Annotated in this window: 16 protein-coding genes; 4 read left to right on the forward strand and 12 right to left on the reverse strand. The window is 53.4% G+C overall.

The annotated features are described in order from the left end of the window. Positions 1-3 precede the first annotated feature (3 nt). The 9 genes from ACFOLF_RS16310 to ACFOLF_RS16350 all read right to left on the reverse strand — a co-directional run bounded on the left by ACFOLF_RS16310 (position 4) and on the right by ACFOLF_RS16350 (position 14,231). Complete coding sequence (locus ACFOLF_RS16310; RefSeq protein ID WP_210045028.1) at positions 4-2,244, reverse strand: helix-turn-helix domain-containing protein; 2,241 nt, start codon at positions 2,242-2,244, stop codon at positions 4-6. Positions 2,245-2,340: 96 nt separating this feature from the next. After that, positions 2,341-3,969 (reverse strand): extracellular solute-binding protein, encoded by a 1,629-nt coding sequence (locus ACFOLF_RS16315; protein WP_210045029.1) that lies wholly within the window; start codon positions 3,967-3,969, stop codon positions 2,341-2,343. 42 nt (positions 3,970-4,011) lie between these two features. After that, a complete protein-coding gene (locus ACFOLF_RS16320; protein WP_210045030.1) occupies positions 4,012-4,887 on the reverse strand; it encodes a carbohydrate ABC transporter permease in 876 nt (291 codons plus the stop codon). Between the two features lie 16 nt (positions 4,888-4,903). Continuing rightward, positions 4,904-5,848: an ABC transporter permease gene (locus ACFOLF_RS16325; protein WP_210045031.1), complete on the reverse strand. Its 945-nt coding sequence runs from the start codon at positions 5,846-5,848 to the stop codon at positions 4,904-4,906. A 298-nt stretch (positions 5,849-6,146) separates the two neighbouring features. Further along, positions 6,147-7,979 (reverse strand): ABC transporter ATP-binding protein, encoded by a 1,833-nt coding sequence (locus ACFOLF_RS16330; RefSeq protein WP_210045032.1) that lies wholly within the window; start codon positions 7,977-7,979, stop codon positions 6,147-6,149. Further along, complete coding sequence (locus ACFOLF_RS16335) at positions 7,960-9,699, reverse strand: ABC transporter ATP-binding protein (protein WP_210045033.1); 1,740 nt, start codon at positions 9,697-9,699, stop codon at positions 7,960-7,962. Before ACFOLF_RS16335 ends, ACFOLF_RS16330 begins: the two co-directional genes overlap by 20 nt. A gap of 610 nt (positions 9,700-10,309) precedes the next feature. Next, positions 10,310-11,470 carry an MFS transporter gene (locus tag ACFOLF_RS16340; protein ID WP_379113778.1) on the reverse strand — a complete coding sequence of 387 codons (1,161 nt, stop codon included), beginning with the start codon at positions 11,468-11,470 and terminating at the stop codon, positions 10,310-10,312. A 734-nt stretch (positions 11,471-12,204) separates the two neighbouring features. Beyond that, positions 12,205-12,987, reverse strand: coding sequence for a glucosamine-6-phosphate deaminase (locus ACFOLF_RS16345; RefSeq protein WP_210045035.1), 783 nt, complete (start codon positions 12,985-12,987; stop codon positions 12,205-12,207). Further along, positions 12,984-14,231 carry a hypothetical protein gene (locus ACFOLF_RS16350; RefSeq protein WP_210045036.1) on the reverse strand — a complete coding sequence of 416 codons (1,248 nt, stop codon included), beginning with the start codon at positions 14,229-14,231 and terminating at the stop codon, positions 12,984-12,986. Before ACFOLF_RS16350 ends, ACFOLF_RS16345 begins: the two co-directional genes overlap by 4 nt. A gap of 196 nt (positions 14,232-14,427) precedes the next feature. Here ACFOLF_RS16350 and ACFOLF_RS16355 point away from each other — a divergent pair, with 196 nt between their 5' ends. Both ACFOLF_RS16355 and ACFOLF_RS16360 read left to right on the forward strand, forming a co-directional pair. Beyond that, a complete protein-coding gene (locus tag ACFOLF_RS16355; protein WP_210045037.1) occupies positions 14,428-15,441 on the forward strand; it encodes an IS1595 family transposase in 1,014 nt (337 codons plus the stop codon). 96 nt (positions 15,442-15,537) lie between these two features. Further along, a complete protein-coding gene (locus ACFOLF_RS16360) occupies positions 15,538-15,990 on the forward strand; it encodes a VOC family protein (RefSeq protein ID WP_210045038.1) in 453 nt (150 codons plus the stop codon). 281 nt (positions 15,991-16,271) lie between these two features. Here ACFOLF_RS16360 and ACFOLF_RS16365 read toward each other — a convergent pair whose 3' ends face one another. After that, the gene (locus ACFOLF_RS16365; RefSeq protein WP_379113780.1) at positions 16,272-16,958 is read right to left on the reverse strand and encodes a peptide-methionine (S)-S-oxide reductase MsrA; all 687 of its coding nucleotides are present in this window, start codon (positions 16,956-16,958) and stop codon (positions 16,272-16,274) included. Between the two features lie 174 nt (positions 16,959-17,132). Between ACFOLF_RS16365 and ACFOLF_RS16370 the strand changes: the two genes are divergently transcribed. Both ACFOLF_RS16370 and ACFOLF_RS16375 read left to right on the forward strand, forming a co-directional pair. Then, the gene (locus ACFOLF_RS16370) at positions 17,133-18,773 is read left to right on the forward strand and encodes an SWIM zinc finger family protein (RefSeq protein WP_210045039.1); all 1,641 of its coding nucleotides are present in this window, start codon (positions 17,133-17,135) and stop codon (positions 18,771-18,773) included. After that, positions 18,770-21,724, forward strand: a complete 2,955-nt coding sequence (locus ACFOLF_RS16375) for a DEAD/DEAH box helicase (protein ID WP_210045040.1) — start codon at positions 18,770-18,772, stop codon at positions 21,722-21,724. The genes ACFOLF_RS16370 and ACFOLF_RS16375 overlap by 4 nt, the downstream gene beginning before the upstream one ends. 84 nt (positions 21,725-21,808) lie before the next feature. Here the strand turns inward: ACFOLF_RS16375 and speE are convergent, their stop codons facing one another. Beyond that, positions 21,809-22,690: a polyamine aminopropyltransferase gene (gene speE, locus ACFOLF_RS16380; RefSeq protein ID WP_210045041.1), complete on the reverse strand. Its 882-nt coding sequence runs from the start codon at positions 22,688-22,690 to the stop codon at positions 21,809-21,811. 18 nt (positions 22,691-22,708) lie between these two features. Then, entirely contained in the window at positions 22,709-23,965 is a 1,257-nt protein-coding gene (locus tag ACFOLF_RS16385) for an S-adenosylmethionine decarboxylase related protein (protein ID WP_210045109.1), read from the reverse strand. Between the last annotated feature and the right edge of the window lie 54 nt (positions 23,966-24,019).

Here is a 24,019-nt window from a genome sequence, read left to right on the forward strand (position 1 = left end):
CTCCTATCGGCCTTCCAGTTCTGACGCTGCGCTTCTGCGGTATTCGCCCGGCGTCAGGCCCATTAATTTTTTGAATACCCGGTTAAAGGAAAAGTAATGCAAATACCCCACCCGTCCCGCGATATCCTGGATGGAATCAACGGTCGTCTGCAGCAGCTCCTTCGCCCGCAAAATCCGGATGCGGGCCAAATAGTCGACGAAATTCTCGCCGATTTCCTCCTTGAACAGACGGCTCAAATTGCTCTGATGGATGCCGTATTCGGAGCTGAGCAAGCCCAGAGATAAATCAGGACTGTGATAATGAGCTTCGATGTAAGCTTTGACATTGCGAATCAGTTCCTGATTTTGCTTGCCGGGACGGAGTTGTTCAAACCGTGCGGCTGCCTCGTCCAGCAGAGCCTCAAGCCGCTCCCGGACGTCCTCCAGCGTGTCGAAGTCCTTCAGCACGCCGCTCAGCTCCGGGGTCACCCGGTCCCATGCCTCTTTGTAAGGAACGGGGAGGTCCCATACCTCCTTGGAGATATGAAAAATCATGTATTGCAGCAGATTGACCATATCCTGGCGCAAAAACAGCCGGCTTCGCATATGATCCACCAGCTCGGCAAACTTGATCTTCCAGTCTGCATCTCTCAGCTTGAAAGAATCTGCAATGCTGCGGATCAGCTGCAAATAAACAAACGAATCCAGTTGAAAACCGCGCTCAGTATCGCTATAAGCAATGATCCGGTTCATACCCGCAGAGGATTTATAGGTCAGTGCCTCCTCGGCTTCATCGAAGGAGCGCGGAACGTCTCCCAGTTCCTCCACAACTGACCCGATCCCGATTGTCACCGTATACTCCAGATTATCCTGAATCCAGAGCCGGATTCTGTCGCACAAGACGGCAACCTCCGAGCGGAGTCCAGGCTCTGGCTCTTCCGTGCGGAACAGCACGGTCAGCCGCTCGTTCTCCAGCCATTCCGACCAAACGGCTACTCGCATCTCGGCAGCCGTTTCCTTCACGACGCTTGAGATGACGAACTTGATCAGATTCTGATCCTGATAGCTGTAAGCTCCGCAGAAGCCGGGATATTTATCGATATCCAGAATGCCGATCCCAAGCTCCCGGTAACCGGCCGTCATTCCGAATCTTCCAGTCTCTTCTTCCCAGGCAGAAGCGTCGATTCTCCGTTCCCCGCCAACCAGCTCGATGAAGAAGGTTTTTCTGCGGTAAACCAGATTCTCATGATGAACATCGGTGTACAAATTCGCCATTTCCAGCAGATGATCGAATGCCGTCTCGAAGAACTGCGGCTGGCCGCTGGCCATCACCGCCAGCTCCTTCGATCTGGATTTGGAGTAGGACTTGATGCGCCGGACTATGGCGTCAAGCGGCGAGGTATAACGCCGGGTAACGAACACGATCCCGACCGTTCCGAGCAGAATCACCGCAAAGCCGAGCGCAATCCAGCCATAGAAGAAATTCAGGATTACCCCGTATGCCGACCCGCCGATAAGGCCGGTCCGCACCTCCCACATCATGTAGGAGGATTTCACCAAAGACATACCCTGCAGGTTGTCGTTGACCGAACCGACAATCGCCTTACCCAAAGCATCATATACCCCCGTGGAGCCGACATTCTGAGTTGCCATCTCATCCACCATGCCCCGAATTCCACTGACCGAGACATTGATGACGAGAAACCCCCGGCTCTCGTACTGCAAAGGCACCTTGCGGACCAGCGAGACGACCGAAGTGAGGGGATCGAAGCTGAAAAGCCTGTAATCGCGCACTCCCGTCCATGTATAGGGAGCTTCTCCGCCTGCCAGCTCCTCCGCGAACTCGTGATCGCCGAAGTTGTCGCTGGACATGATCGCATTGGAGGTCAGTACCCGGCGGTCCGAGTCACGGTACAGATAGATGGAGTGGATCAGCGGGTAGCTGACTCCCATGGTTTTAAACTTGTTCGCCAGCCGGCTGTTGAGCAGGTATTCGCTTTCGCCAGTGTCCTCTTTGCGGAACAGGAATGCCTGGATATCGGGATCGGTATCGAGTTCCCTGTAGAATACCCGGTCGATATTCTGCAGGGCAGACTCCAGCGCCTGCATGACATATTTGGCATAGCTGTCGTTGGCTTTGGCCGTTTGCTGGCGCGACATCTGGCTGACGGTCATGAAGAATACGAAGATCAGGAAGAAAATGACCAGGTAAAATATCGGCAAATACGTGGACAGCAGCCGTTGAAACCACGATTTTGTTTTCATCGGCATCCCCCTTCCTTCCGAGCCAATCTCCGGTAAAGGCGAAGATCCTACCGGTATCGCGTCATACGCAGCCGGTAGGGAAGGTCCTTCATTCCATTAAAATTTCATATCGTAAAGATCTTTGGTGAATACCCAACTGTCTTTATTGGCCGTATACCAGTCGGCATACCACTTCTCCAGCTTCTCGCCGTCGGACTTTTTCCACAGCGATTTCGCATCGGCGGCGGCCTGCTCCACTGTATAACCTTTGCCGCTGACAATCGCCTTGTTCCACAGGTCGGTTACCGGCTGGTTCACGTTGTTGGCGATGAACAGCATGTCTGCGGGCAGACCCGGCATATAACCGTCCATCGTAATCGCCGGTATAGGCTGATCCTTGGAGATGTAGAGACTGTAGGCTTTTTTCATCATGTCATAAACATCCTTGTCCAGCGGCTTGGACTGGTCGAGATCCTCCAGATATTTGGTAAATTCATTGATCAGATGCTGCGATCCGACCATCCGGAAATCGCCCAGCCAGCTGATCTCCTTGTCATATTTATCTTTGTCGAGGGTGACTTCCTTGCCGTTCTCCATTTTGTAATGAACGCCCTCGAGGCCGTACTTCATCGTTTTGACTGTGGATGCGCTGCTCAGGAAATCAACAAGCTGTATCACCCCCTCGGGGGAAGCCGCTTTGGCATTCACAACACCGGACATTTGTATCGGCGCATTGAAGCCGGGGCTGAACTGGCCGTATTTGCTGCGCGGAACGGCGATAACCGTCAGTCTGGCATCGGGATTATTGCTTTTGAACGTCTGATACTGGGTATAAATCAGATGCACGTTACCCGTCGCTCCGTAGATCCCGGTCTTACCCTGGAGGAAATCCTGCTCCGATTTCTTGCCGACATTGTCCGTCAGATAATCCTTGTCGACGAGTCCTTCTTCGAACATCCTCTTCTTGTAGGAAGCTGCCGCTTCGGCCCGCTCCCAGTCCCTCACCAGACTGCCGTCATTGATAACCCAGGAAACATTCTGGAACATGGTGTCGACCCAGCCGCCGCCGGCGCCGCTCAGATTGGCACCGAACGTATCCGCTTTTCCGTTGCCATCCGGATCCTTGTCAGAAAACGCTTTCATGATCTCGAAAGCTTCTTCATCGGTCTCCGGCACCTTCAGACCCAGCTTGTCCAGCCAGTCCTGGCGGATGAACAGAAAGTTGCCGGGAATGTAGCCAAGCACCCGCCCGATTCCATAAAGCTTGCCGTCCGGCTTCGTTCCTAGCGTCCGAAGCAGCGGATATTGCTCCAGCAGCTGCTTATAGTCCGTGCTGTATTGATCGATAAGATCATCGAGCGGCATAATCTGCTTCTGCGTGTACAACTGGTTGAGGAAGTTCGTGTCGTATTCCAGTATCAGGTCTGGCGCCTGGCCTGCGGCCAGCAGCGTGTTGAATTTCTTAACGGAGTCGGATCTGGGCACCGGAATGAACTTCACGTTGACCCCCGAGTTTTCGTTGACCCACTTGGTCCACAGATTATTATCCACCGTACCGATATCCTGCGGAATATTGCCGCGGTCATACATCGACACGGTAATCGACGGTTTCGATTTCCCGGCCCCGCCGGTTTCGCCCGAGGCGGAAGATGCCGGCTCATCCTTGGAGCAGCCGGCTAGGATGACCGTCAAAGCAAGCAGACCCGACAATGTGCAGCCTGCCGTTTTTCTCATATAACCTTTCATGAGACACTCTCCCTATTCAATGAATTCTCCTGTTAAACGGTTTTATCCTTTAATAGCACCGATTAAAATCCCTTTGATGAAATACCTTTGCAGGAAAGGATAAAGGATCAGCATCGGCACAATCATGACCACAACTCCCGCCGATTTGATGGACTCCGGCGTAATCGAAGCGAAATCCTCCGGAGACATGGTGCCGATCTCCTGAAGCAGCGACTGACTTTGAATCATCTGCTGGACGAGCACGGCGAGATTGAATTTTTCCGGCGAATTGATGAACATCATGACATTGAAGAAGGAGTTCCAATGGCCGACGCCATAGAACAGACCGAGCGCCACGATGACAGGCAGCGACAGCGGAAGGAATACCCGAAACAGCAGCCTCCACTCCCCGCAGCCGTCGATTCGCGCCGCCTCCACCAGTTCCTCGGGAATCCCCATGAAGAAGGTGCGCATGACAAGCATATTGTATACGCTGACCAGACCCGGCAGCCAGAGCGCCCCGTAGGTATTGATCAGTCCCAGCGACTTGACCAGCAGATAACCTGGGATCAAACCGCCGGAGAACAGCATGGTGAAGACGATAGCCAGGGTGAAGAAACGTCTGCCGTACATATAACCCCGCGACAGCGGGTAGGCGCATAGCAGCGTAAACAGCAGATTCAGGAACGTGCCGACCAGCGTAATCTGAATGCTGTTTCCGAGTGCTTTCACAATCTGGGTACCATTCACCAGCTTGTCGTAGGCGACAGCCGTAAAGCCGACCGGCCACAGCGATACCAGCCCCGACACAATCGCATCCTGGTTGCTGAACGACAGGGCAAGCAGATGCACCATCGGCAGAATGCAGCTGAGGGCAAACAACGACAGAATAATGGCATTCAGTGAATAAAATAGTTTCTCTCCTCGTGAATCTCTCATCTATGTCCCACCTGCCTTACCATAATCCTTGATTGTAGCGCCGGGCGACCCAGTTCGTTACCAGCACCAGTGTCAGCCCAATGAGTGATTCGAACAGGCCAAGAGCCGTCGCCAGGCTAAATTGCCCCCCGTTGATTCCGGATTTGTAGCTCCAGGTGGAGATAACCTCCGATATGCTGGATACGACCGAGTTCTGAAGCACATACACCTGATCAAAGCCGACCTCCATCACGCCGCCGATCGTCAGGATCAGCTGGATCACGATGGTCGGGATGATCGAAGGAAGCGAAATATGCCAGATATGCCGCCATTTACCGGCACCATCCATACTTGCCGCCTCATACAGGGACGTATCGATGGCCGCGAGCGCCGCCAAATAAATAATCGCTCCCCAGCCGGCTCCCTTCCAGATACCGGCCCCGACGAAGATCGAGATCCAGGAGCCTTCATTGTACAGGAAAGCGTAAGGTTCGCCGAACAGCGCCTCCACCACCGTGTTGACGATGCCCGTCTGCTGGGAGAAAATCGTAATCACGATCTGCCCCACGATAACCCAGTTCAGAAAGTGCGGGACAAAGACCGCGGTCTGGACCGTTTTCTTGAACCACAGCTTACGCGCCTCATGAATGAGCAGCGCCGTCAGAATGGGAAACGGGAAGCCGACGACGATTTGCAGAAGACTGAGGATAAACGTATTGCGCAGGATGTTCTGCATATTCGGATTGGAGAACAGCAGCTTGAAATGGTCCAGTCCCACCCAGGGACTTCCCCATATCCCGTCGGTGAAATTATAGTCTTTGAAGGCAATCACGAGCCCGAGCATCGGGATGTACCTGAATACGAGGAAGTACGCGATGATCGGGATAAACATCACGAATAAAGGGACGTTTATGAGAAGACGTTTTCGGTCGAACAGTCTTCGGCGGTCTTTCGCGCGCCTCCGGGCCAGTGTATTTTCCATTTTTCGTTACCGCCTTTATGCAAATCTCTTTCGGCTGCAGCCAACTCCCATGCTAAAGCAGGCGGGGAATGCCCACAAGCCACAACTTTTTTAGAACACACATCTTTTGTAGGGCCCAGTCAGGACGCGGCCTCCCGGGCCCTACACATATATCCTGGCGGAGTATACCCGGCTTGTTGGCCATGCAGCTAACGTCAACTAACTTCTTAGCTATGATACTGCACGCAAAAAGGAGCGCCCCCCGACAGGAAGACGCTCTTCTTTTCAAACAGTGATATCCGGATCCATTGCTCACAGCTTACTGCTCCAGCTGTCCATGAAACAGCTCGCTGTACAGCCCCTCCTGGCCCAGCAGATCTTCATGAGGTCCCTGCTCCACCAGACGTCCATCCTTGAGCACCAGAATGCGGTCGGCCTCGCGGATCGTGTTCAGCCTGTGGGCAATGACGAAGCTCGTTCGCCCCTCCATCAACCGCTTCAAGCCCTCCTGGATTTTGATCTCGGAAACGGTATCGATGCTGCTGGTCGCCTCATCCAGTACGAGAATAGCCGGATCCGCCAGAATGGCTCGCGCGATGGCAAGCAATTGGCGCTGTCCCTGACTAATGCCGCTGCCATCGGCAATCAGCACCCGGTCATATCCGCCGGACAGCCGCATAATGAATGAATGGGCATTGGCGAGTCTGGCGGCTTCCTCCACCTGGCTGTCGGTGGCATCCAGCTTGCCATACCGTATATTGTCGCGGATCGTGCCTTCGAACAGAAAGGAATCCTGCAGCACAAAGGCCATATGGGAGCGGAGGCTTTCCCGCCGGACCGTCCGGATATCCCGCCCGTCTAGCGTGATCGTCCCCGCATTCGTATCATAGAAACGGGAGAGCAGCTGAATAAGCGACGTCTTGCCGGCTCCGGTGGGACCGATGATCGCTATCGTTTCGCCAGGCTTCGCTTCAAAGCTGATCTCCTTAAGCGTATTTCTCCCCTCCTCATAAGCGAAGGACACCTTATGGAAGACAACCGCGCCTGCCACGGCATCAAGAGCAACCGCCGTACTCTCGTCTATATCTTCTTCCTGTTCGTCCACGATTTCGAATACCCGCTCTGCTCCAGCAATGGCGGACAAAAGAGTATTCCACTGGTTCGCCAGATCGTTAAGAGGCCTGGTAAACTGCCGGGCATACTCGACAAAAACGATAATAACCCCAACGGTTATGGCCCCGCGAATAGCCAATATTCCGCCGACACAGGCAATAATCGCAAAGCTCAGATTGTTGAGCCCGTTCATCAGCTTGGGAATGAAGCCCGATATGGTCTGCGCCCAGAAACCCGAATGCTTGATGCGCACATTGCGTTCATGGAACTCTTGAATAACCCGTTCTTCCTGGGAGAACGCTTTAATAATCCGCTGGCCGGACAGCGTTTCTTCCACAAACCCGTTCAATTCTCCCAGATTTCGCTGCCGCTCCCTGAAAAGCGCGCCTGTCCGCCGCGTAATCCACCGCATGCCGAGCGCCATCAGCGGAACCACCAAAAAGGTGAGCAGCGTAAGCAGCGGACTGAGCAGCAGCATGACAATGACCGTGCCCGCCAGCATCAGCACGCTGGATAACAGCTGGATCGCCGAGCTGTTGAGCGTGGAGCTCACGCTGTCGATATCGTTGGTCATGCGGCTCATGAGATCGCCCTGCCGGTTTCTCCCGAAGAACGGGATCGGCAATCGGTGCAGCTGCGCGAAGAGATCGGTGCGCATCCGCAGCACGGTTTCCTGGGCGATCTGGATCATCCAGATATTTTGCAGCCAGCCCACAATGGACTGAAGCACGTAGACACAGGTCAATCCAAGCAGAAACAGCAGCCATGGCCTGCCTCCCGGTCCCTCCAGATAATCGTCAATCGCCATGCCGATCAGATACGGACCAAGCAGCGTGAGCCCGCAGCTTACAATAACCAACAGCATGACCAGTGACAGCCGTCCCCTGCGGTGGGACAGATAATGCCATATCCGTCTGAGCGTTCCCTGCCAATCCTTTGCCTGGGCTTTGGCCCGCTTGCCCGCTGGAGAAGCGTCAGGAACGGCATCTGTCACGCGCGGCCTGGGATACCGGAAGGGTTCACTTAAAGCTTCCCACATGCGCTGCCCCCTCCTTCCCGAATTGGGATTCATAAATACGCCGGTACAAGTAGTCGCTGGCCATCAGCTGTCCGTGGGTTCCCTGTGCAATGAGACTGCCCTCATCCAGCAGCAGAATCAGATCCGCCCCAATCGTGGAGCTGATCTTCTGCGTAATCAGGAGCGTCGTGCAGGACATCCCTTTGAGCGCCTGCAGCAAGCCCGCTTCCGTTCGTACATCAAGAGCGCTGGTGCTGTCATCCAGCAGCAGAATAGCCGGCTTGCGGATCAGGGCGCGGGCGATGGACAGCCTTTGCTTTTGCCCTCCGGAGAGATTGATGCCCCTCTGTCCAAGCAGGGTATCGTACTGATCCGGCAGCTTCTCGATCGTCTCGTGAATTTGCGCCAGCCTGGCTGCCTCCATCACCTGCTCCATACTGGCGTCCTCCAGGCCCCAAGCGATATTATCGCGTATCGTGCCCGAGAACAGCAGCACCTCCTGGGACACATAGCCGATGGAGCGGTGCAAAAATTCCATATCCAGCTCGCGGGCATCCCGGCCGTCGATGCGGATGACCCCGGAGGTTTCCTCATAAAGGCGCAGAACAAGCTGCATCAGCGAGGATTTGCCCGAGCCTGTAGCCCCCAGAATCGCTACGGTGTCGCCCGGACGGACCTTGAAGGAAATGTCCACCAGCACGCGAGCCTCCGATTGCGGGTATTGGAAGGAGACATTCTCGAACTCCACGCCCCCTTCACACAGCCCTTCGGGCTTTCGGCCCGACCTGGCCGGCGCTTCGCTGTCCGTATTGAGCGCTTCATCAACCCGCTGGGCAGACGCGCGGGCTCTGGAGAAGGCCGCCACAATCATGGAGAAGGCCGACAGGGCACCCGCCGTTCGGAGCGAATAATTCACAACCGCAACCACCTCGCCCGCAGTCGCAGTCCCCATGCTTATTTGCTTATGCCCGAACCACAGCACGGCAATAATCCCTGCATTCATGATCAGCAGAATAAAAGGCATGGTAATCTCCGTCAGACGCAAAGCGGAGACCGTGCTCCCCATTAATTCCTGGCTCAGCCGTGCAAAACGGCCTGCTTCTTCCTTGCGCCGGACAAACACGCGGATCAGCCGCATGCCGGTCAAATTCTCCTGCATCACGCGGTTCAGCGTATCCAGTCTCATCTGGACTCTTTTGAATAAAACGGAAGCTCTCTTCATGATCCAGATGACGAATACGAGCAGCGCGGGAACGGTCAAGGTGAGCAGGAATCCCAGCTGTACATGCACGACAAGCGCCATAATGATGCTCCCGATGACCACAAGCGGCATGCGCAGCATGAACCTTAGTCCCATGAATACCGTATCCTGAAGCTGCGTGACATCATTCGTTAACCGGGTAATGAGGGAAGAGGTGGCAAAGCGGTTAAAAACCGGGTATGCGAATCCCTGCACCTTGGTGTAGAGAGCCTCCCGGACATCGAACGCAAACCCCTGACTGGCATGCGAGGCAAAAAAAGAGCTCAGAATACCTGCGATGAATGCGGCAACCGAGCCTCCAACCAATATTCCGCCCCACAGCAGCACCACCGATGTATCCTTTTGCGAAATACCTTCATCAATAATGACCGAAATCAGATAAGGCTGAATCAGCTCCACCGCCAGCTCAACCAGCACCATAACGACAGCCATGCCGGCTGCAAGCCTGTATTTCCCCAAAAAACGCAAAATGTTGGTCATGCCGTGTTCCTCCGCCAAATTATGAACTCTTCACTTGTCCAGTCGTATTTCCAGCGTTATTCCACCATTGCCTCGATGTCAGCTTTCTCTGGGCGGTCAGCCCCTGCATTCGTTTCTTTAGATCATTATATACAAGTTATATGCCTTAAGGCGATTGGCAAATCGATAAACCTGCGGTCAGCAGACTGATCCCTCTCCCGCCGCGCTTGCGCACATCCAAGGAAATCCCGCATAATGACAGGCTTTTTCGCCAGAGACGGTTCTCCTTGATGGTCTATAAAAAATAAGAGACCGGGGACCGATTCCACTGAATCAGAACCATGCAAAAGATAAAACGGCTCCTGCCTTCCCCTAGCGACCAGGTGAATTTCTTCCTTCAAATCCAATATAGATTTATTGGAGCGAAGCATCATGCGCTCTATGGGGCTTGAGGAACAATTGCAATTTCGAACCGCCACTCCGAGCTGAAGTTATATGCAAAAAGACGCCCCCGCACCCACTGACATTAGTGGTTTTGGAGGCGTCTTTACCTGCTGCGATTCCATTCAGGAAGCCCGTTCAACGAACGCTCTTCTAAAACGGCAGGGCTCACATCGCAACTGCACAGCTTTTATGCTCGCGCGGGCTTCTTCATTCTTGCCGCATATTCGGCCGCGAGGAAGCCGAGTCCCCCGATTAATGACACCACAGCGGCAAAATAATACATGCTGGAGCCGCCGTAGTTGTCGTTCAGCCAACCCCCTACGGTAGCGCCCGTCATACCGGCCAGACCGAGAAAGACCATCGCGAGCAGCGATTGGCCGGTGGCGCCCAGCTGTCTGGGCAGCACGCGCACCGTATAATGTACTGCGGAAATCCAGAAAATCGCAAAGGTTACGGAAGCACCCGCCTGCAGCAGCAGGATCTGCCACGGCTCTGAAGCCCAGGCGTAGAACAGCCAGCGGATGGAATAGAGAATGCCGACAATTCCAATAAGCACAAATTCATGAATACGCTTCAGATACCGGCTGAGCAGCAGGAAGGCAGGGAGCTCCACGATGGCGGAGAGCGCGAATCCCCAGCCGACCTGCGTATCCGATGCGCCATTTTCTTTCATGTACAACCCAAACATGGCATCGTTCATGCGATGGGGAATTGTAATGACAAAGACCAGAAGCAGGAATAAGAGAAACGACTTGTTTCCGAAGATTCCCTGGATCGAACGCAGCGTCATACGTTCTCCCTCGGCGGGCTCGTCCTTCAGACGAAACAGCAGCAGAATGGGGATAATCCAGACTCCCCAGAAAAGGTAGCCCAGCTGCTGAATTCCACCCATAGCCTCCAATATATAGCCCCCTGCCACGGCGATCGCCGTGAAGCCCAGCGAACCGAACAGACGAATCGAGCCGTATGTCGCTCCCCGCCGTTCGACCGCCTGTATCGTGATGCTGTCCAGCAGCGGGAATGAGGGCTGGAAGAACACATACATCAGTATAATGAACATGAACGTCATGGCATAGGCCTCGGAGACGAACAGGCCGATGCTGAAGAGAATTGTCAGAATCCAGAGAAGGAAGACCACCTTCTTAACGGTCTGCATCCTGTCGCTGACATAACCCCAAATCGGTTGAAAGAAAATAGCGATCAGCGGCCCCGCCATCAGCATCGCCCCGATCTGGGAAGAGGAGTAGCCCTTCTCCGCAAAATAAAGTGGCAGGAACGGCGTTGCCACGCCGCTTGCCGCATACAGCCAAAATTGCAGTCCCCGAAGTGTCCCGAGCTGTTTGTCCACGATCATTCTCCCTGCCTTAAAAATAGCGTGATGTGTAAGCCATCCTTCATGACGATTTGCTTCCCTGAAAACATAAAGCAGCCTTTCCTTGACTACAGCGCCGGCTGTACACATCCACTCGCTCGAAGTTAGTTCTAAGCGGGTTTTACCCGCTTGCAGCGAGTCACTGCCGCTTTTCAGACGCTCCAGCACGGATATACCTGACTACAGCAGCCGCTGTACTCACCCAACCCGCTCGAAGTAAGTTCAAAGCGGGTTTTACCCGCTTGCACCGCCTCACCGCCACTTTTCAGACGCTCCAGCACGGAATAACCTTACTGGAGCAGTGGCGGAGCGCCCCCGGATAATGTAAACGAGTTACTTTATTCATTAAACAAAGTACGGCTGAATCTCAATCCTGTCTTATATTCACGCAAGATCATCCTGATTTCCATATATTCAAGCCCGTACAGTTATCACTTTGGTCTGAATCATTTTAACTAAATTCAGCGTAAATTAATACCCTCTGAAATAATAAATTATGGATCAGACGAAAGCTTATCCATTCTGAATTTGAATAACCGGCTGCACCGTATTTCGGGCATTGTTTCAAAGCCCCTCTGCTTGAAATATCAGGAGAGCGCGCAGCTATAAAAGAAGGCCAGTCCACGACAGGACTGACCTTAACATGAAACTACCGGATGACTCTTTGCATCGTAAAAGTTTCAACTCTTTGCATCTAAATTTTAACCGTTTCAGCCCAGATGCCGAATTTGAATATTTGAAGTATCGCGCGACTGATATTGCTCCTCAAATACCTTCGCAGCCGCGTGGTCCAGCACAATATCAACATCCGGATGCAGCTGCACCAATGTGGCCGGAAGCTCCGTTGTGATAGGCCCAAGGAGCGACCTCGCGACAATATCCGCTTTGCCCTCGCCGACCGCGACAAGACAAAGCTTGCGCGAGCGCATGACCGTGCCCCAGCCGAATGTTACGGCATGCGTTGGTACGGCTTCGAGTGAACCAAACAGCGGCGCGTACAGCTCCCGGTTCACTGGAGCGATCGGTGTCACGAAGCTATGCGAAGGAAGGGAAGGAGCCGGCTCAATAAAGCAGATATGACCATTGGTGCCAAGTCCGGTCAATTGGTAGTCAATGCCGCCGGAGGATTGGATAAACCGTTCCATCCTCTCACACTCCTCATCGGGGTCCGCTGCCGTTCCGTCCGGAATGAAGCGCTTCTTGGCAGCATGCGTGATCGAGTCAAAAAAATGCCGGTTCATATATGTGCTGTAGCTCTCGGGATGATTCCGGGCAATGCCGATCTGCTCGTCAGGATTCACAAATACGCATGGCCGAAAATCCAGGCTGCCCGCATTTTCTCTGCGGACCAGCTCCTGATATATCCCCGTTGTAAGCGGGGTATTTCCCGTGGTTAAGCCAATGACGGCAGCCGGCTTGGCTGCGAGAAGCTCCTGAAACCGATCCGCTACAAAAGATCCGATCCTGGATGTTTGCATCCTATAGATGTTCATGCCTGCTGCTCCGCCTTTCTGACCTCCGCCCAGAAGTGGTCCAGCTCCTTCTGGGCGATTTCGCGCACAAAGCCAAGGGGCTCACCCATCAGATCAGGCGCCCATTTGCGGCCCAGATTGGCATGCACGATTTCGTCTGCCCAGTCGTAATCCTGAAACTGCGTCATCAGCGGATGCTTGGCCTCATCGCGGCACCATTCATATTCCTTTTTCTTCCCAAGGCTGATCATGGCCCCCTCCTCAATCCCGATGCTGAGCCAGGCGTACTTGGCGGCAGGGATTTTCTCGGCATTGATGTCATAGTCGGAGGTATACTGCGGGCGGGTCATCCATTCGTAGCCGTCCTCCTCCAGCGCAGCCTGGCCGAACATCGCATGACGGGCCTCGTCCCAAATATGACGGGCAAGATCGTAATAGAAGCTCCACGGCATGCTGCTCTGGGTGTAGAGCACGCCGGCAATCAGATCGCAAGCCGTCATCTCCTCCTGCCTGACGCGCATTTTGATGACCAGCTCGTTCAGAACGGGATCGGCAGGAGGATTCTCGACGCCAGTGCGGACCAGGGTAGTCGGTCCCATCCGGCGCGGGTCCCGTCTGGACTTGCCCGGGATCGCATACGGGGTGCCCGAGCGCCAGCGTCTGGGCACATCTGCAGAGCGGGGCAGATCGCCTGCTACTCCGCCTGCTGCCAGGAGCATGGTGCGCAGGACGCCGCAAAATTCCCGCTCCTCCCCTTCCTGCTCCGCTTGGGCGCGCAGATCTGCCAGAAGAGCAGCGGCCCATTCCAGCTGGGCTTCCAGATCGGCAGCCGCCTGACGCAAAAGCCGGATCGTAGGCTGATCTACGATCTGCTGCGTATTGTCCAGATGGAAGCGGAATGCCTCAAGCATCGCCGGCTTGATCACCTCATAAACCGCGCTTGCCCACTCCAGATCGGTCCTGGCCTGGACGAGCTCCTCCATCAGCAGCGTCAGCCGCGGATCAGGCTCCTTGCTCAGCACGGCGGAGGATGTCCGCAGCTCGGGAATGCGCCGGCGGAGCAGATCCGCCGCCTCGGCGTCCTCGTATAAATGCTTGCACATGCACATGCGCAAGTTCCAGTCCTCGCGGCCCGGCAGCTGTCCCGCGGCGGCCCGCAGCAGCCCTTCATGCAGATAGCGGTATCGCTGAAGCACGGCTGCATTTCGTTCCACACTGTAAGCGCCCACATGATATGGATTGGCAATTCCGGCAAACTTGATCACATCCCAGCTCCCCTTCCGTGATACGGATATCATTGATGAATCTAATGATGCCAAAGTCGGCCCCGCACTGTCGATAGAACGAAACGAACATATCATGGACAAATTTGACCATCCCTCATTTATTTAAGGCTATGTTAAACATACGAACTAATGTTCTATAATTAGGGTAATATCACTGTTCGGAGATGATTTACCCATGGATTTAAAGGAACTGAAGAGACTTGCTGATGCATTGGACGATAATGGTAAGCGAGAGCTTATCTACTTTTTGCAGTCCCGAACCAAGGACGTGGCGGTTCCAGTTCGAGCGATTGATGAAATTCAAGAGCAGAAGCATAAAGAGGGACTCGTTTGCCCGCATTGCAAAAACCATTCTGTTGTGCGATTTGGGAAGTACGCTGTAAAATCCCGTACTGGAGAGGTTAAACGTCAACGTTACCGTTGTAAGTCCTGTCGCCAAACGTTCAATGACCTTACAAGTACCCCTCTGAAACGAACGAGGAGACCTCATATTTGGATTCGCTTTATTGAATGTATGATTGAGGGTTATTCACTGAGAAAATGTGCAGAGCAGTTAAATGGTGAAGTCACGCACGTCACCTTGTTTTACTGGCGACATAAGATTCTTGCCGCTCTGAAGCAGATTCCAACTGAAGCGTTCCAAGGAATCGTTGAAGTGGACGAAACGTATTTCTTATTCTCCGAAAAGGGCAAACGGAATATTGCCGATCGTAAGCCACGTAAACGCGGCGGAAAAGCCAAATATCGTGGTATTGGTAATGACCAAGTATGTGTACTCGTTGCCCGTGACCGTCAGAAAATGACTTACTCTGGCGTACTTGGGCGTGGACGTATTCGGACTACAAAATTGGATGAAGCGATTGGTGGTCATATATCTGACTCAAACGTGCTTTGCACTGATTCGTGGAGAGCATTCAGTTCCTATGCGAATTCAAAGGGCTTGGCTCATTACCGATTTAAGTCCGACGGAAAGCAACGTGTAAAGGGCGTGTACCATGTCCAAAACGTAAACAGCTACCACAGCCGCTTAAAAAAGTGGATGGATCGCTTTACCGGCGTTGCAACTAAATATTTGCAACATTATTTGGCTTGCTTTCGTTACTTAGACAGCAAGGAATATGAGAATATAGCATCGAATAAGAAAAATATGTTGGTGAAATCATGCCTGTTTTCTGTTCATGAACTGTGACAAGATGTTAATCGTTTGGAAGGAATTAGTAATTCTTGATAGAATAAATATGAAGATGATCAGGTAATAAATTTGTACACAAAAGGAGATAAAACTATGGCAAAAAACAAATTACTAAGAATGGACAATGTTGGCATCGTTGTAGAATCCCTTGATGACTCAATCTCTTTCTTCGAGGAGATTGGCTTGAAGCTCGAAGGGCGAGCTACTGTCGAAGGTGAATGGGCTGGTCGCGTAACCGGGCTGGGTTCACAGTGTGTAGAGATTGCTATGATGGTTACCCCAGATGGCCACAGCCGACTTGAACTATCGCGATTTCTCACCCCGCCTACTATATCAGATCACCGAACTGCTCCTGTAAATGCCCTCGGTTATCTACGCGTCATGTTCACCGTTGAAGACATTGACGAAATGGTATCCAGACTCACTAAGTATGGTGCTCAGCTCGTTGGCGAAGTGGTTCAGTACGAGGACTCGTATCGGCTCTGCTACATTCGTGGAAATGAAGGACTTCTAATCGGTTTGGCGGAACAACTCGGTAATAAATAAGTAACGTTTAAAAGAAGACTTAACTGAAATATACATTACTAGAGTAAAATAGAAACAGAAAAGCAGTGTGAAAGTATCTCGAAGAAGTCGGGTGCATCATATAAACACCGCATTCACGCTCCGGGTCTGGGCGACCAAATTAAAGGGACTCAAATAACGGGTACGATAGCTCAATAAGCCGCCTCTTCAACGAGGCGGTTTTCTTATCGTAAAGATCAACATCAGGATTTAACATAGCCATTTTTAAAAAAAGCACCGTCGTTCATGGCGCTCTTTCTTATTTACCATCGTATATGTTTAATCAGCTTAATCATGATTTCCCTATCGTCAGGATACGCATGCCACTGCCGGATCTCACTGATGATCCGTTCCAGATTCGTATATCCTTTGGCCAATCCGTTCAAGCGGGCCGCAAGCGTCGAGTTGGCCAGATCCGTCCCTGAAGGATAGAGCGTGCCCAGCTTTTCCATGGCATCCGGGTACCTTTTCAAATAATATTTCTGATGTCTGTCCTCAGCAAGGTGAAACCCGGAGTACGGGGCAATCCCGGTATCCGGCTCACCTTTTCCCTGCCCCTTGCGCTTCTCGAGGACCTGCCGGATCGTTTGTCTCTCATTCTCATCGTTATAGAATAAGAGGGACATGTACTGGCGGCCTTTATAATCGTTAATATTCATCGGATTATGGTTGTTCCAGAACGTATCCAGGATTTCTTCGAACGGGAGAATCGCAGGATCATAATCAATTTGCAGCGTTTCGGTATGATCCCCCATCTGGCGGTACGAAGGATACTCCGAAGTGCCTCCGGCATAGCCAACGCGCGTCCTGACGACGCCGGGCAGATGGCCGAATAAGGCTTCCGGCCCCCAAAAGCATCCCATTGCAAGCGTTGCAGTCCGGATATCCTCATTCGAAGCAGCTGCAGCCAATTTCCTTCCCTGCACATCCCGATGATCCATTTGATCCATTCCGCTGCCTCCCTTACCCTACGGATTTTAACTGCCCACCTTGCCGCGTTTCCAAAGTATTGGCTTCGCAGCTGTCCAATATGCGGCTTCGCTCTTATTTTCCAAGGGTACCTGATATAATAGAGAAAATAGTTGCCTACCAGACTATACTCTTTATCAGGAGATTAATAAACCATGAAAACAACCGGTACCATAGATGACCTGCAATGGGAGCAGCTCATTCAGAACACCGCCAAATATTTTGATGATATCACGATCAAACGCGGGTTCCAATATTTCAAACAGCAGCGCGTCCTTGATTTTAAAATGCCCGACGCCGTGCATATTCAAGCCGTAGTTGAGGGAACCGAGGATTATTACGTTAAAATCAACCTGGACAGCTTGTCGGAAAGCCGCTGCGATTGTCCGGTCAACGGCAGCTGCAAGCATATGGTAGCCGTGCTTCTTCAATATGCCGACCTGCAGGATAGACCGATCCCTGCACTCGCGAATGCGAGATCGTTGACAGCGTCGGCGCAAACAGGGAAAGCTTCTGCCGCTGCAGCCGGCCGCAAACCGAATCCGCCCGATGACAGAAAAGCCCAGGCCAAAGCCAAGTTAATGGAGCAGGCAAGCCGTATTGACAGCATGTCCGTTCCGGAGTGGCATGAGCTGTTTGAGTTATGTACCGCGGAGCTGTCAGACAATACCTATACCAGTCAATATGTGAAGGACGCATTGGCTTCTATCCGTAAAATAAAGCCCCCGCTTCCCCCGTTTGTAGAGCAGCTGTTAGGATTGCATGCCCACTTGTTCGTGCTTGGCAAGCTGATCAAGCAGTCGCAGAGCCAGTGGTCCGCCTACTATATGGGATTTCACACTCATGTTGCCGCTGATGATGTACAGGAAGCGATTGTGCGCATCCTGTCAGGCGAGCTTGCCGGCACGGCCGGGCAGGAGCCGCAGAGTGGAATGGCAGGGACGCTGGCCTATCTGCGCAGGCAGATGCTGACGGAATCCCCGAAGCTCCATTACTATTCCAGACTCTACGATCTGCTGTGGAGGAACTGGCTCCACCCGGCCCGGGGCGATACGAAAATGTATGCAGAGGAATTAGATGCCCTCCAGGCTGCCGCTCCCGAGCTGGGCGCTGCCCTATCCAAGCTTCCCTGGATGCTGGCCCGGTGCCGGATGCATTTCCTGATGACCCAGGATCAGGAGGCTTGGGAGCTGCTGCGCGAGGCATCATCCGGCTTCGATGTCCGTCCCGATGATTTGTATCCTTTCCTGAGCGATCTGGCCGAAGCGGAGCAGTGGCAGCGCCTGGTGGATTGGCTGGCCGAAATCAGCCCGCTGCTGACCGGCTACCGCAGGGATGGCCTGACGCAGTATGCGGTCTACTGGGAGACGGCTCTTGAGCAGCTGCCCGATTCGGAGCCGTTGATGTGGCAGACGCTTGCCGGCATGCTTCCGTATTCGCGGGATATCTATGAAGAAGCTCTGCTTGCGCATGCCAAATGGCGGGAGTGGATGGATTATCACCTCAGCGCCGGCAGGGAGCCGCTGGATTTTCGCGTCAGCGTGTTTCAGCCCATTGAGAAGCATGCCCCGGAGATGCTCCTGCCCTTCTACCATCAGGCTGTGGAGCGATATATTATACAGAAGAACAGAGACAGCTACAAGGCAGCGGTGAAGCTGCTCAAGAGACTGTTCAAGCTGTACAAAAAAACGAAGCAGGAATCGCGCTGGGAACTGTTTCTCACCGCATTCACCGACCGCCACAGCCGTCTTCGGGCGCTGCAGGAGGAGCTTCGGAAAGGAAAACTGATTCCATGAGCATCTATATGGACACCATCACCATCCAGATCAGCTTGAGCGCATATGGAGATGCGGTTATTTACGGGTCAAGCGGCAATCATGATTTTATATCCGGTTTATCCCTGAAACAGCGCTTGTTCGCCTGGCATGAGGCTTCCTTCTATGGAACGGAGCTGTCCGTCCAGACCGTTCAGGGGATCGAGCTTGTGCTCCTTCCCTCCGAGTTTGTGATTCCCTTCTTTGCCGAACGCGAGCTGCTGGCACATATCGAGTGGGTATGGGAGGGCGATGCGGCGCAGCTGATTGAGCTTGCCCCGATGCTTGCCGCCTGCATCGAGGAGAAGAAATATATACCGGGCTTATCCGCCTTCCAGGCTGGCAAGCTCAATTGGACCTGGGATCAGGAAGCATTGGATGAGGAGACGCAGTCGGCGCTTGGGCAGATCAGCGCCGATAACGGCTTCAGGGACGGACTGCGCGCCTCGTTCTCTTCCGCGGTATTTAACCGTTATTATGGAACCGAAACGACTGCGGCCGATTTGCGCAGGGAATTCCCGCTTCTGTTCGCCAAAGACCGCGCGGCCGGCTCCGGTCTGGACGAACGGGCGTGGCTGATTGCCATCGGCTGGAAGGCGGATACCGCGCCATTCCGGCCTTTATTGCAGCTGCTTGAGCCGGAGGATGACATGGACGACGCCTCATGGAGTCTCAAGCTTGTCCTGCAGGACAAGGAGGATCCGTCGATACTCGCGCAAGTGCGGCTGACCCGGGATGGCGAAGCGCTCGGATCCTGGCCGGCTGCCTGGTCGGCTCATGTCTCTGACCGCTCGGCCGGCTGGCTGGCGCGTCTAAGCGCTATCCTGCCTGCGGAGCGGCTATCCGGCAGCAGCGACGACCTGTTGAACAGCCCGCTTGCCGATGAAGCGGCCTGGCAGTTCCTGACGGCGGAGAGCCAGCAGCTGCTCGACGCCGGATGGCAGGTGCTGCTACCCGCCTGGTGGGAAGCGGCCAAGCGGAATAAGCCCCGGCTCCGCGCCAAGGTCCGCTCCGGCGCAGGCAGTACAGGCGGCTCCTTGTTCGGTCTTGACTCGATTGTCGATTTTGACTGGCGCATCGCGATCGGCGACGCCGACCTCACCGAGGCGGAGTTCGCCGAGCTCGTCGCCCGCAATGAACGGCTGGTCCGCTTCCGCGGACAATGGGTCCCGCTGGATCCGGCTCTGCTGGCCCAAATCCGCAAGCTCATGGCGGGTGTGGACGGCAAGCAGGGCTTGTCCTTCCAGGATGTCATGCAGCTGCATTTATTGGGAAGCGGCGGCGGGGAGCAGGACGGCGAAGCGGAGGATCAGCCGGGAAATGCGGAGCGGGTTCAGCTTGAGGTTCAGCTGAATGAGCATCTTATTAAGCTCATCAGTCAGATCAGCCGGCAGTCGCAGTGGCCGACACTCGCCGTGCCTGCGGGCTTACGGGCGGAGCTGCGGCCTTACCAGCATGAGGGCTACGCCTGGCTTGCTTTTCTGCGGCGCTTCGGGCTTGGCGCCTGTCTGGCGGACGACATGGGCCTGGGTAAAACCGTACAGTTTATCGCTTATCTGCTGCATCTCAAGGAAACGACGGCCGATCCTGCCGACCACAGGCCGTCTCTGCTCATTTGCCCCACCTCGGTAATTGGCAACTGGCAGAAGGAATTAAGCCGTTTTGCTCCGTCTCTGCAGGTCGTGCTTCATTACGGGGGCAGGCGGCTTGGAGGCGATGACTTTCATGATGAAGTCAGAGCGGCGGATATCGTATTGACCTCCTACGCCACGTCAACGCTGGATCAGGAGCTGCTGCAATCCTTCACCTGGTCGACGATCTGTCTGGATGAGGCCCAGAATATCAAAAATGCCCAGACCAAGCAGTCCTCGGCCGTCCGGAGCTTCCCGGCCCGTCATCGCATTGCGCTTACCGGGACGCCGATCGAGAACCGGCTGTCGGAGCTCTGGTCGATTTATGATTTTATCAACCCGGGTTATCTGGGCAGTCCTCGGAGCTTTAACGACCGGTTCGGCAATCCCATCGAGAAGGAGCGGGATGAGCAGCGCACCGTGGAGCTGCAGAAGCTGGTCAAGCCCTTCATGCTCCGCCGGAAGAAGAAGGACCCGGCCATCCAGCTGGATCTGCCGGATAAGAACGAGATGAAGACTTACATCCACCTGACCACCGAACAGGGGGCACTGTATGACCAAACCGTCAACCAGCTGATGGAACGCATGCAGGAGCTGGAGGGAATTGAACGCAAAGGCGCCATTCTCGCCGCACTGACGCAGCTCAAGCAGCTCTGCGACCATCCGATGCTGCTGACGAAGGAGACGCTACCGGAGCTGTCTGCCGCCAAAGCCGGACAATTGGACACGGAGACCTTGATCAGCCGTTCTTCCAAGCTGGAGCGTCTGCTCGCCATGGTGAGGGAGGTTCGGGAGGAGGGCGAGCGCTGCCTGATTTTCTCCCAATATGTCGGCATGGGGCAGCTGATGCAGATGGTGCTGATGCAGGAGCTTCAGGAGCCGGTGCTCTATTTGAACGGAAGCACGTCCAAAACCGCCCGCGACCGCATGATTGACCAGTTCCAGTCCCGGACACTGCCAGTTGAAGAACAGCCCAATGTGTTTATTCTATCGATCAAGGCGGGCGGGGTCGGCCTTAATCTGACGGCGGCGAATCATGTCTTTCATTTTGACCGCTGGTGGAACCCCGCCGTTGAGAATCAGGCTACGGACCGCGCCTACCGGATGGGCCAGACCAGGGATGTCCAGGTGCACAAGTTCATCTCTTTGGGAACGCTGGAGGAGCGCATCGACGAAATGCTGGAGAACAAGCAGCAGCTTAGCGATAATGTGATTACTACCTCCGAAGGCTGGATCACCGAGCTGTCGACCGATGCGCTGAAGGATTTGTTCACGCTGCGGCGGGACTGGATGGGCGGATAAGGCGGAAGAAGCCGGTTAGTGAAAGCAAAGCCATGCCTGGAATCAGGCTGGCTTTGTTTATTCCTTCATGGAGAAGCCAGCTTTTCATTTCTCTTCCAATGCACTTTTTATATATTGGGGCAATACAAAGGACGCCTGGAAAATCTCAGGGTTTATATATTTCGCATCCTGCCACTGCAGCCCGTTCAAATCCGCCTCCAGGGGATCCCATTTTTTTGAAGCGATCGTGAAGCTCCATATTCCGCCGGGAAACGAGGGGATCGAGCAGATATACGTGTGCACGATGGGGAACAGCTTTCTCAGGCTGCTGCTTGTCTTCTTTAGAATACCCGAATAGTAGGGAGAACCGGACTGAAATACGGCAATCCCGTCATCAGTCAAGCTGTCATAAACATATTGATAAAATTGCGGCTTGTATAGACTGACTGCCGGGCCATAGGGGTCCGATCTGTCCACCAGAAGCACGTCATACATATTTTTTTGCTCCTGAATCCACTTATATCCGTCCTTTAATACCGTTCGAATAAGCCCTTCCCGCTCCTGGCCAGTCTCTTTTGTCATCCATGTCCGGCAGACTTCAATCACTCTCGGGTCAATTTCGACCACATCGATCTGCTGCACACTTTCATACTTCAGCGCTTCGCGGGCCGGCCCGCAGTCTCCGCCTCCAATCATGGCCACTTTTTGGGGTTTAGGATGCGCGGCCATCGCGATGTGCGTAATCATTTCGTTATAGATAAACCCGTCTTTGGCTGTAACCTGCGGGGTCCCGTCCAGAACGAGCATACGCCCGAAGGCTTTCGTCTCGACGATACTGATTTCTTGAAACGGGGAATGCTCATAGTGGAGCAGCGATCCGACCTTATATCCGATTTCCATATCGAGCTCGGGAAGATCGTCCCATAACCACAGCTCCTCATTCTCTTCTTTGTGATAGCCGGTCAGCGAATACTTATGATTCGTCATTCTTTCATCTCACCCCTCTCATTTTTTCATGCGATCCAGCAAAAGCCCGTCCGATCCGTTGTTTTCACCCGTAACAAAGTCCTTCATATAATACGAAAGGTATGTGCCATATCCGGTATCTGTTTGATGCAGCAGTTCGTCCACAAAATAAACACCATCGGGAATATCATCAAGCAGCATCGCGGATATGGCCCCATAAATCCCGCATGCTACCTGAAAATAAGTGGCATTTGTCTTGTATTCGGAAAAAATGCCGGCATTGCTCATGACATTGTACATGTATTGTTCCTTATTCTTATAAACAAGCAGCACGCCTACCAGATCTTCACCCTCCAGCTCGGCATCCAAAGGGTCCAGCACCTTATGGTTCCAATTCCATAAATCGTTCGCATTGTCGAGATTGGCACGGATCAGGTCCGTCGTATGGTCATTCACCCGGTAAATGAAGCCAACCTCCATATCGTAAGCTTTCCCAAGCGTGATAACCTCTTCATGCGGCATCAAACAGCCGTAAAATTGCTTGCTTCCAAGCGCCACTTTAAACTCCAGCTCGTAAACAGCGTTATAGAGAATAAGGGGCATATGCTGCTTCATAAACATCGGATAGTTCAATATCGCCTCGTCCAAAAAACATTCGGGGGACCATGTGGTATAAACCGTCTTCTTCTTCACCTGCGTCAAATCGCTATAGAACGAGTTGTCATGCTCAACGATATAGCAGCCGAGAGGCTCTTCGCCAGGATTCTGCTTCATCATCTCGAGGGCCATCCACTGCACGACACCTGGATTCATTCCGGAGCCGATGATCGCCTTCATATTGGTGAACCGCTCTCTATTTTCCTGGAAAATACGATACCGCTCCAACAGCGTAAATCCTTCAAGCTCTTCGCTATCGTCCACCATTGTATTTTCAAGCGCGGTGTTGATATATCGAATGCCCATTTCATTGCAGCAATCCAGCATTTCGACTGTATCTGCCCAGGAAATATCAACGACGAGCGTCGTCTTCGTCTGGATCAAATGCTGACGGAACAGACTCAAATCCTTCAAATCGAACTGATGCAAGGTAACCGCGTGTTTCAGATGAGGAATGAATGGCTCGTAGTACTCCATTTCCTTTTGCTTCAGATCGATCAAATGAATATGAACGCTGCCGATAAACGAGTGGATGGGATCATCGGCGTCCCGAAACGATTTGTCCAATATAGCAAGAATGGATTTGGCCACACCTCCGGCGCTGCCAAGCAAGCTGAGAGTTAATTTCTCCAAATCTATCAACTCCTTTTAAACCAAGATATTCCTGTTTAATAGAAGTCGATCCAATCCAAT

It is taken from the genome of Paenibacillus sepulcri, assembly GCF_042647105.1.
Classification (GTDB): Bacteria; Bacillota; Bacilli; order Paenibacillales; family Paenibacillaceae; genus Paenibacillus_Z; species Paenibacillus_Z sepulcri.

What these genes read in the sequence shown, in the direction of transcription:
- ACFOLF_RS16310 (WP_210045028.1), bottom strand. Translation starts at nt 2,244, where the DNA reads ATGAAAACAAAATCGTGGTTTCAACGGCTGCTGTCCACGTATTTGCCG.
- ACFOLF_RS16315 (WP_210045029.1), bottom strand. Translation starts at nt 3,969, where the DNA reads ATGAAAGGTTATATGAGAAAAACGGCAGGCTGCACATTGTCGGGTCTG.
- ACFOLF_RS16320 (WP_210045030.1), bottom strand. Translation starts at nt 4,887, where the DNA reads ATGAGAGATTCACGAGGAGAGAAACTATTTTATTCACTGAATGCCATT.
- ACFOLF_RS16325 (WP_210045031.1), bottom strand. Translation starts at nt 5,848, where the DNA reads ATGGAAAATACACTGGCCCGGAGGCGCGCGAAAGACCGCCGAAGACTG.
- ACFOLF_RS16330 (WP_210045032.1), bottom strand. Translation starts at nt 7,979, where the DNA reads ATGTGGGAAGCTTTAAGTGAACCCTTCCGGTATCCCAGGCCGCGCGTG.
- ACFOLF_RS16335 (WP_210045033.1), bottom strand. Translation starts at nt 9,699, where the DNA reads ATGACCAACATTTTGCGTTTTTTGGGGAAATACAGGCTTGCAGCCGGC.
- ACFOLF_RS16345 (WP_210045035.1), bottom strand. Translation starts at nt 12,987, where the DNA reads ATGAACATCTATAGGATGCAAACATCCAGGATCGGATCTTTTGTAGCG.
- ACFOLF_RS16355 (WP_210045037.1), top strand. Translation starts at nt 14,428, where the DNA reads ATGGATTTAAAGGAACTGAAGAGACTTGCTGATGCATTGGACGATAAT.
- ACFOLF_RS16360 (WP_210045038.1), top strand. Translation starts at nt 15,538, where the DNA reads ATGGCAAAAAACAAATTACTAAGAATGGACAATGTTGGCATCGTTGTA.
- ACFOLF_RS16365 (WP_379113780.1), bottom strand. Translation starts at nt 16,958, where the DNA reads ATGGATCAAATGGATCATCGGGATGTGCAGGGAAGGAAATTGGCTGCA.
- ACFOLF_RS16370 (WP_210045039.1), top strand. Translation starts at nt 17,133, where the DNA reads ATGAAAACAACCGGTACCATAGATGACCTGCAATGGGAGCAGCTCATT.
- ACFOLF_RS16375 (WP_210045040.1), top strand. Translation starts at nt 18,770, where the DNA reads ATGAGCATCTATATGGACACCATCACCATCCAGATCAGCTTGAGCGCA.
- speE (WP_210045041.1), bottom strand. Translation starts at nt 22,690, where the DNA reads ATGACGAATCATAAGTATTCGCTGACCGGCTATCACAAAGAAGAGAAT.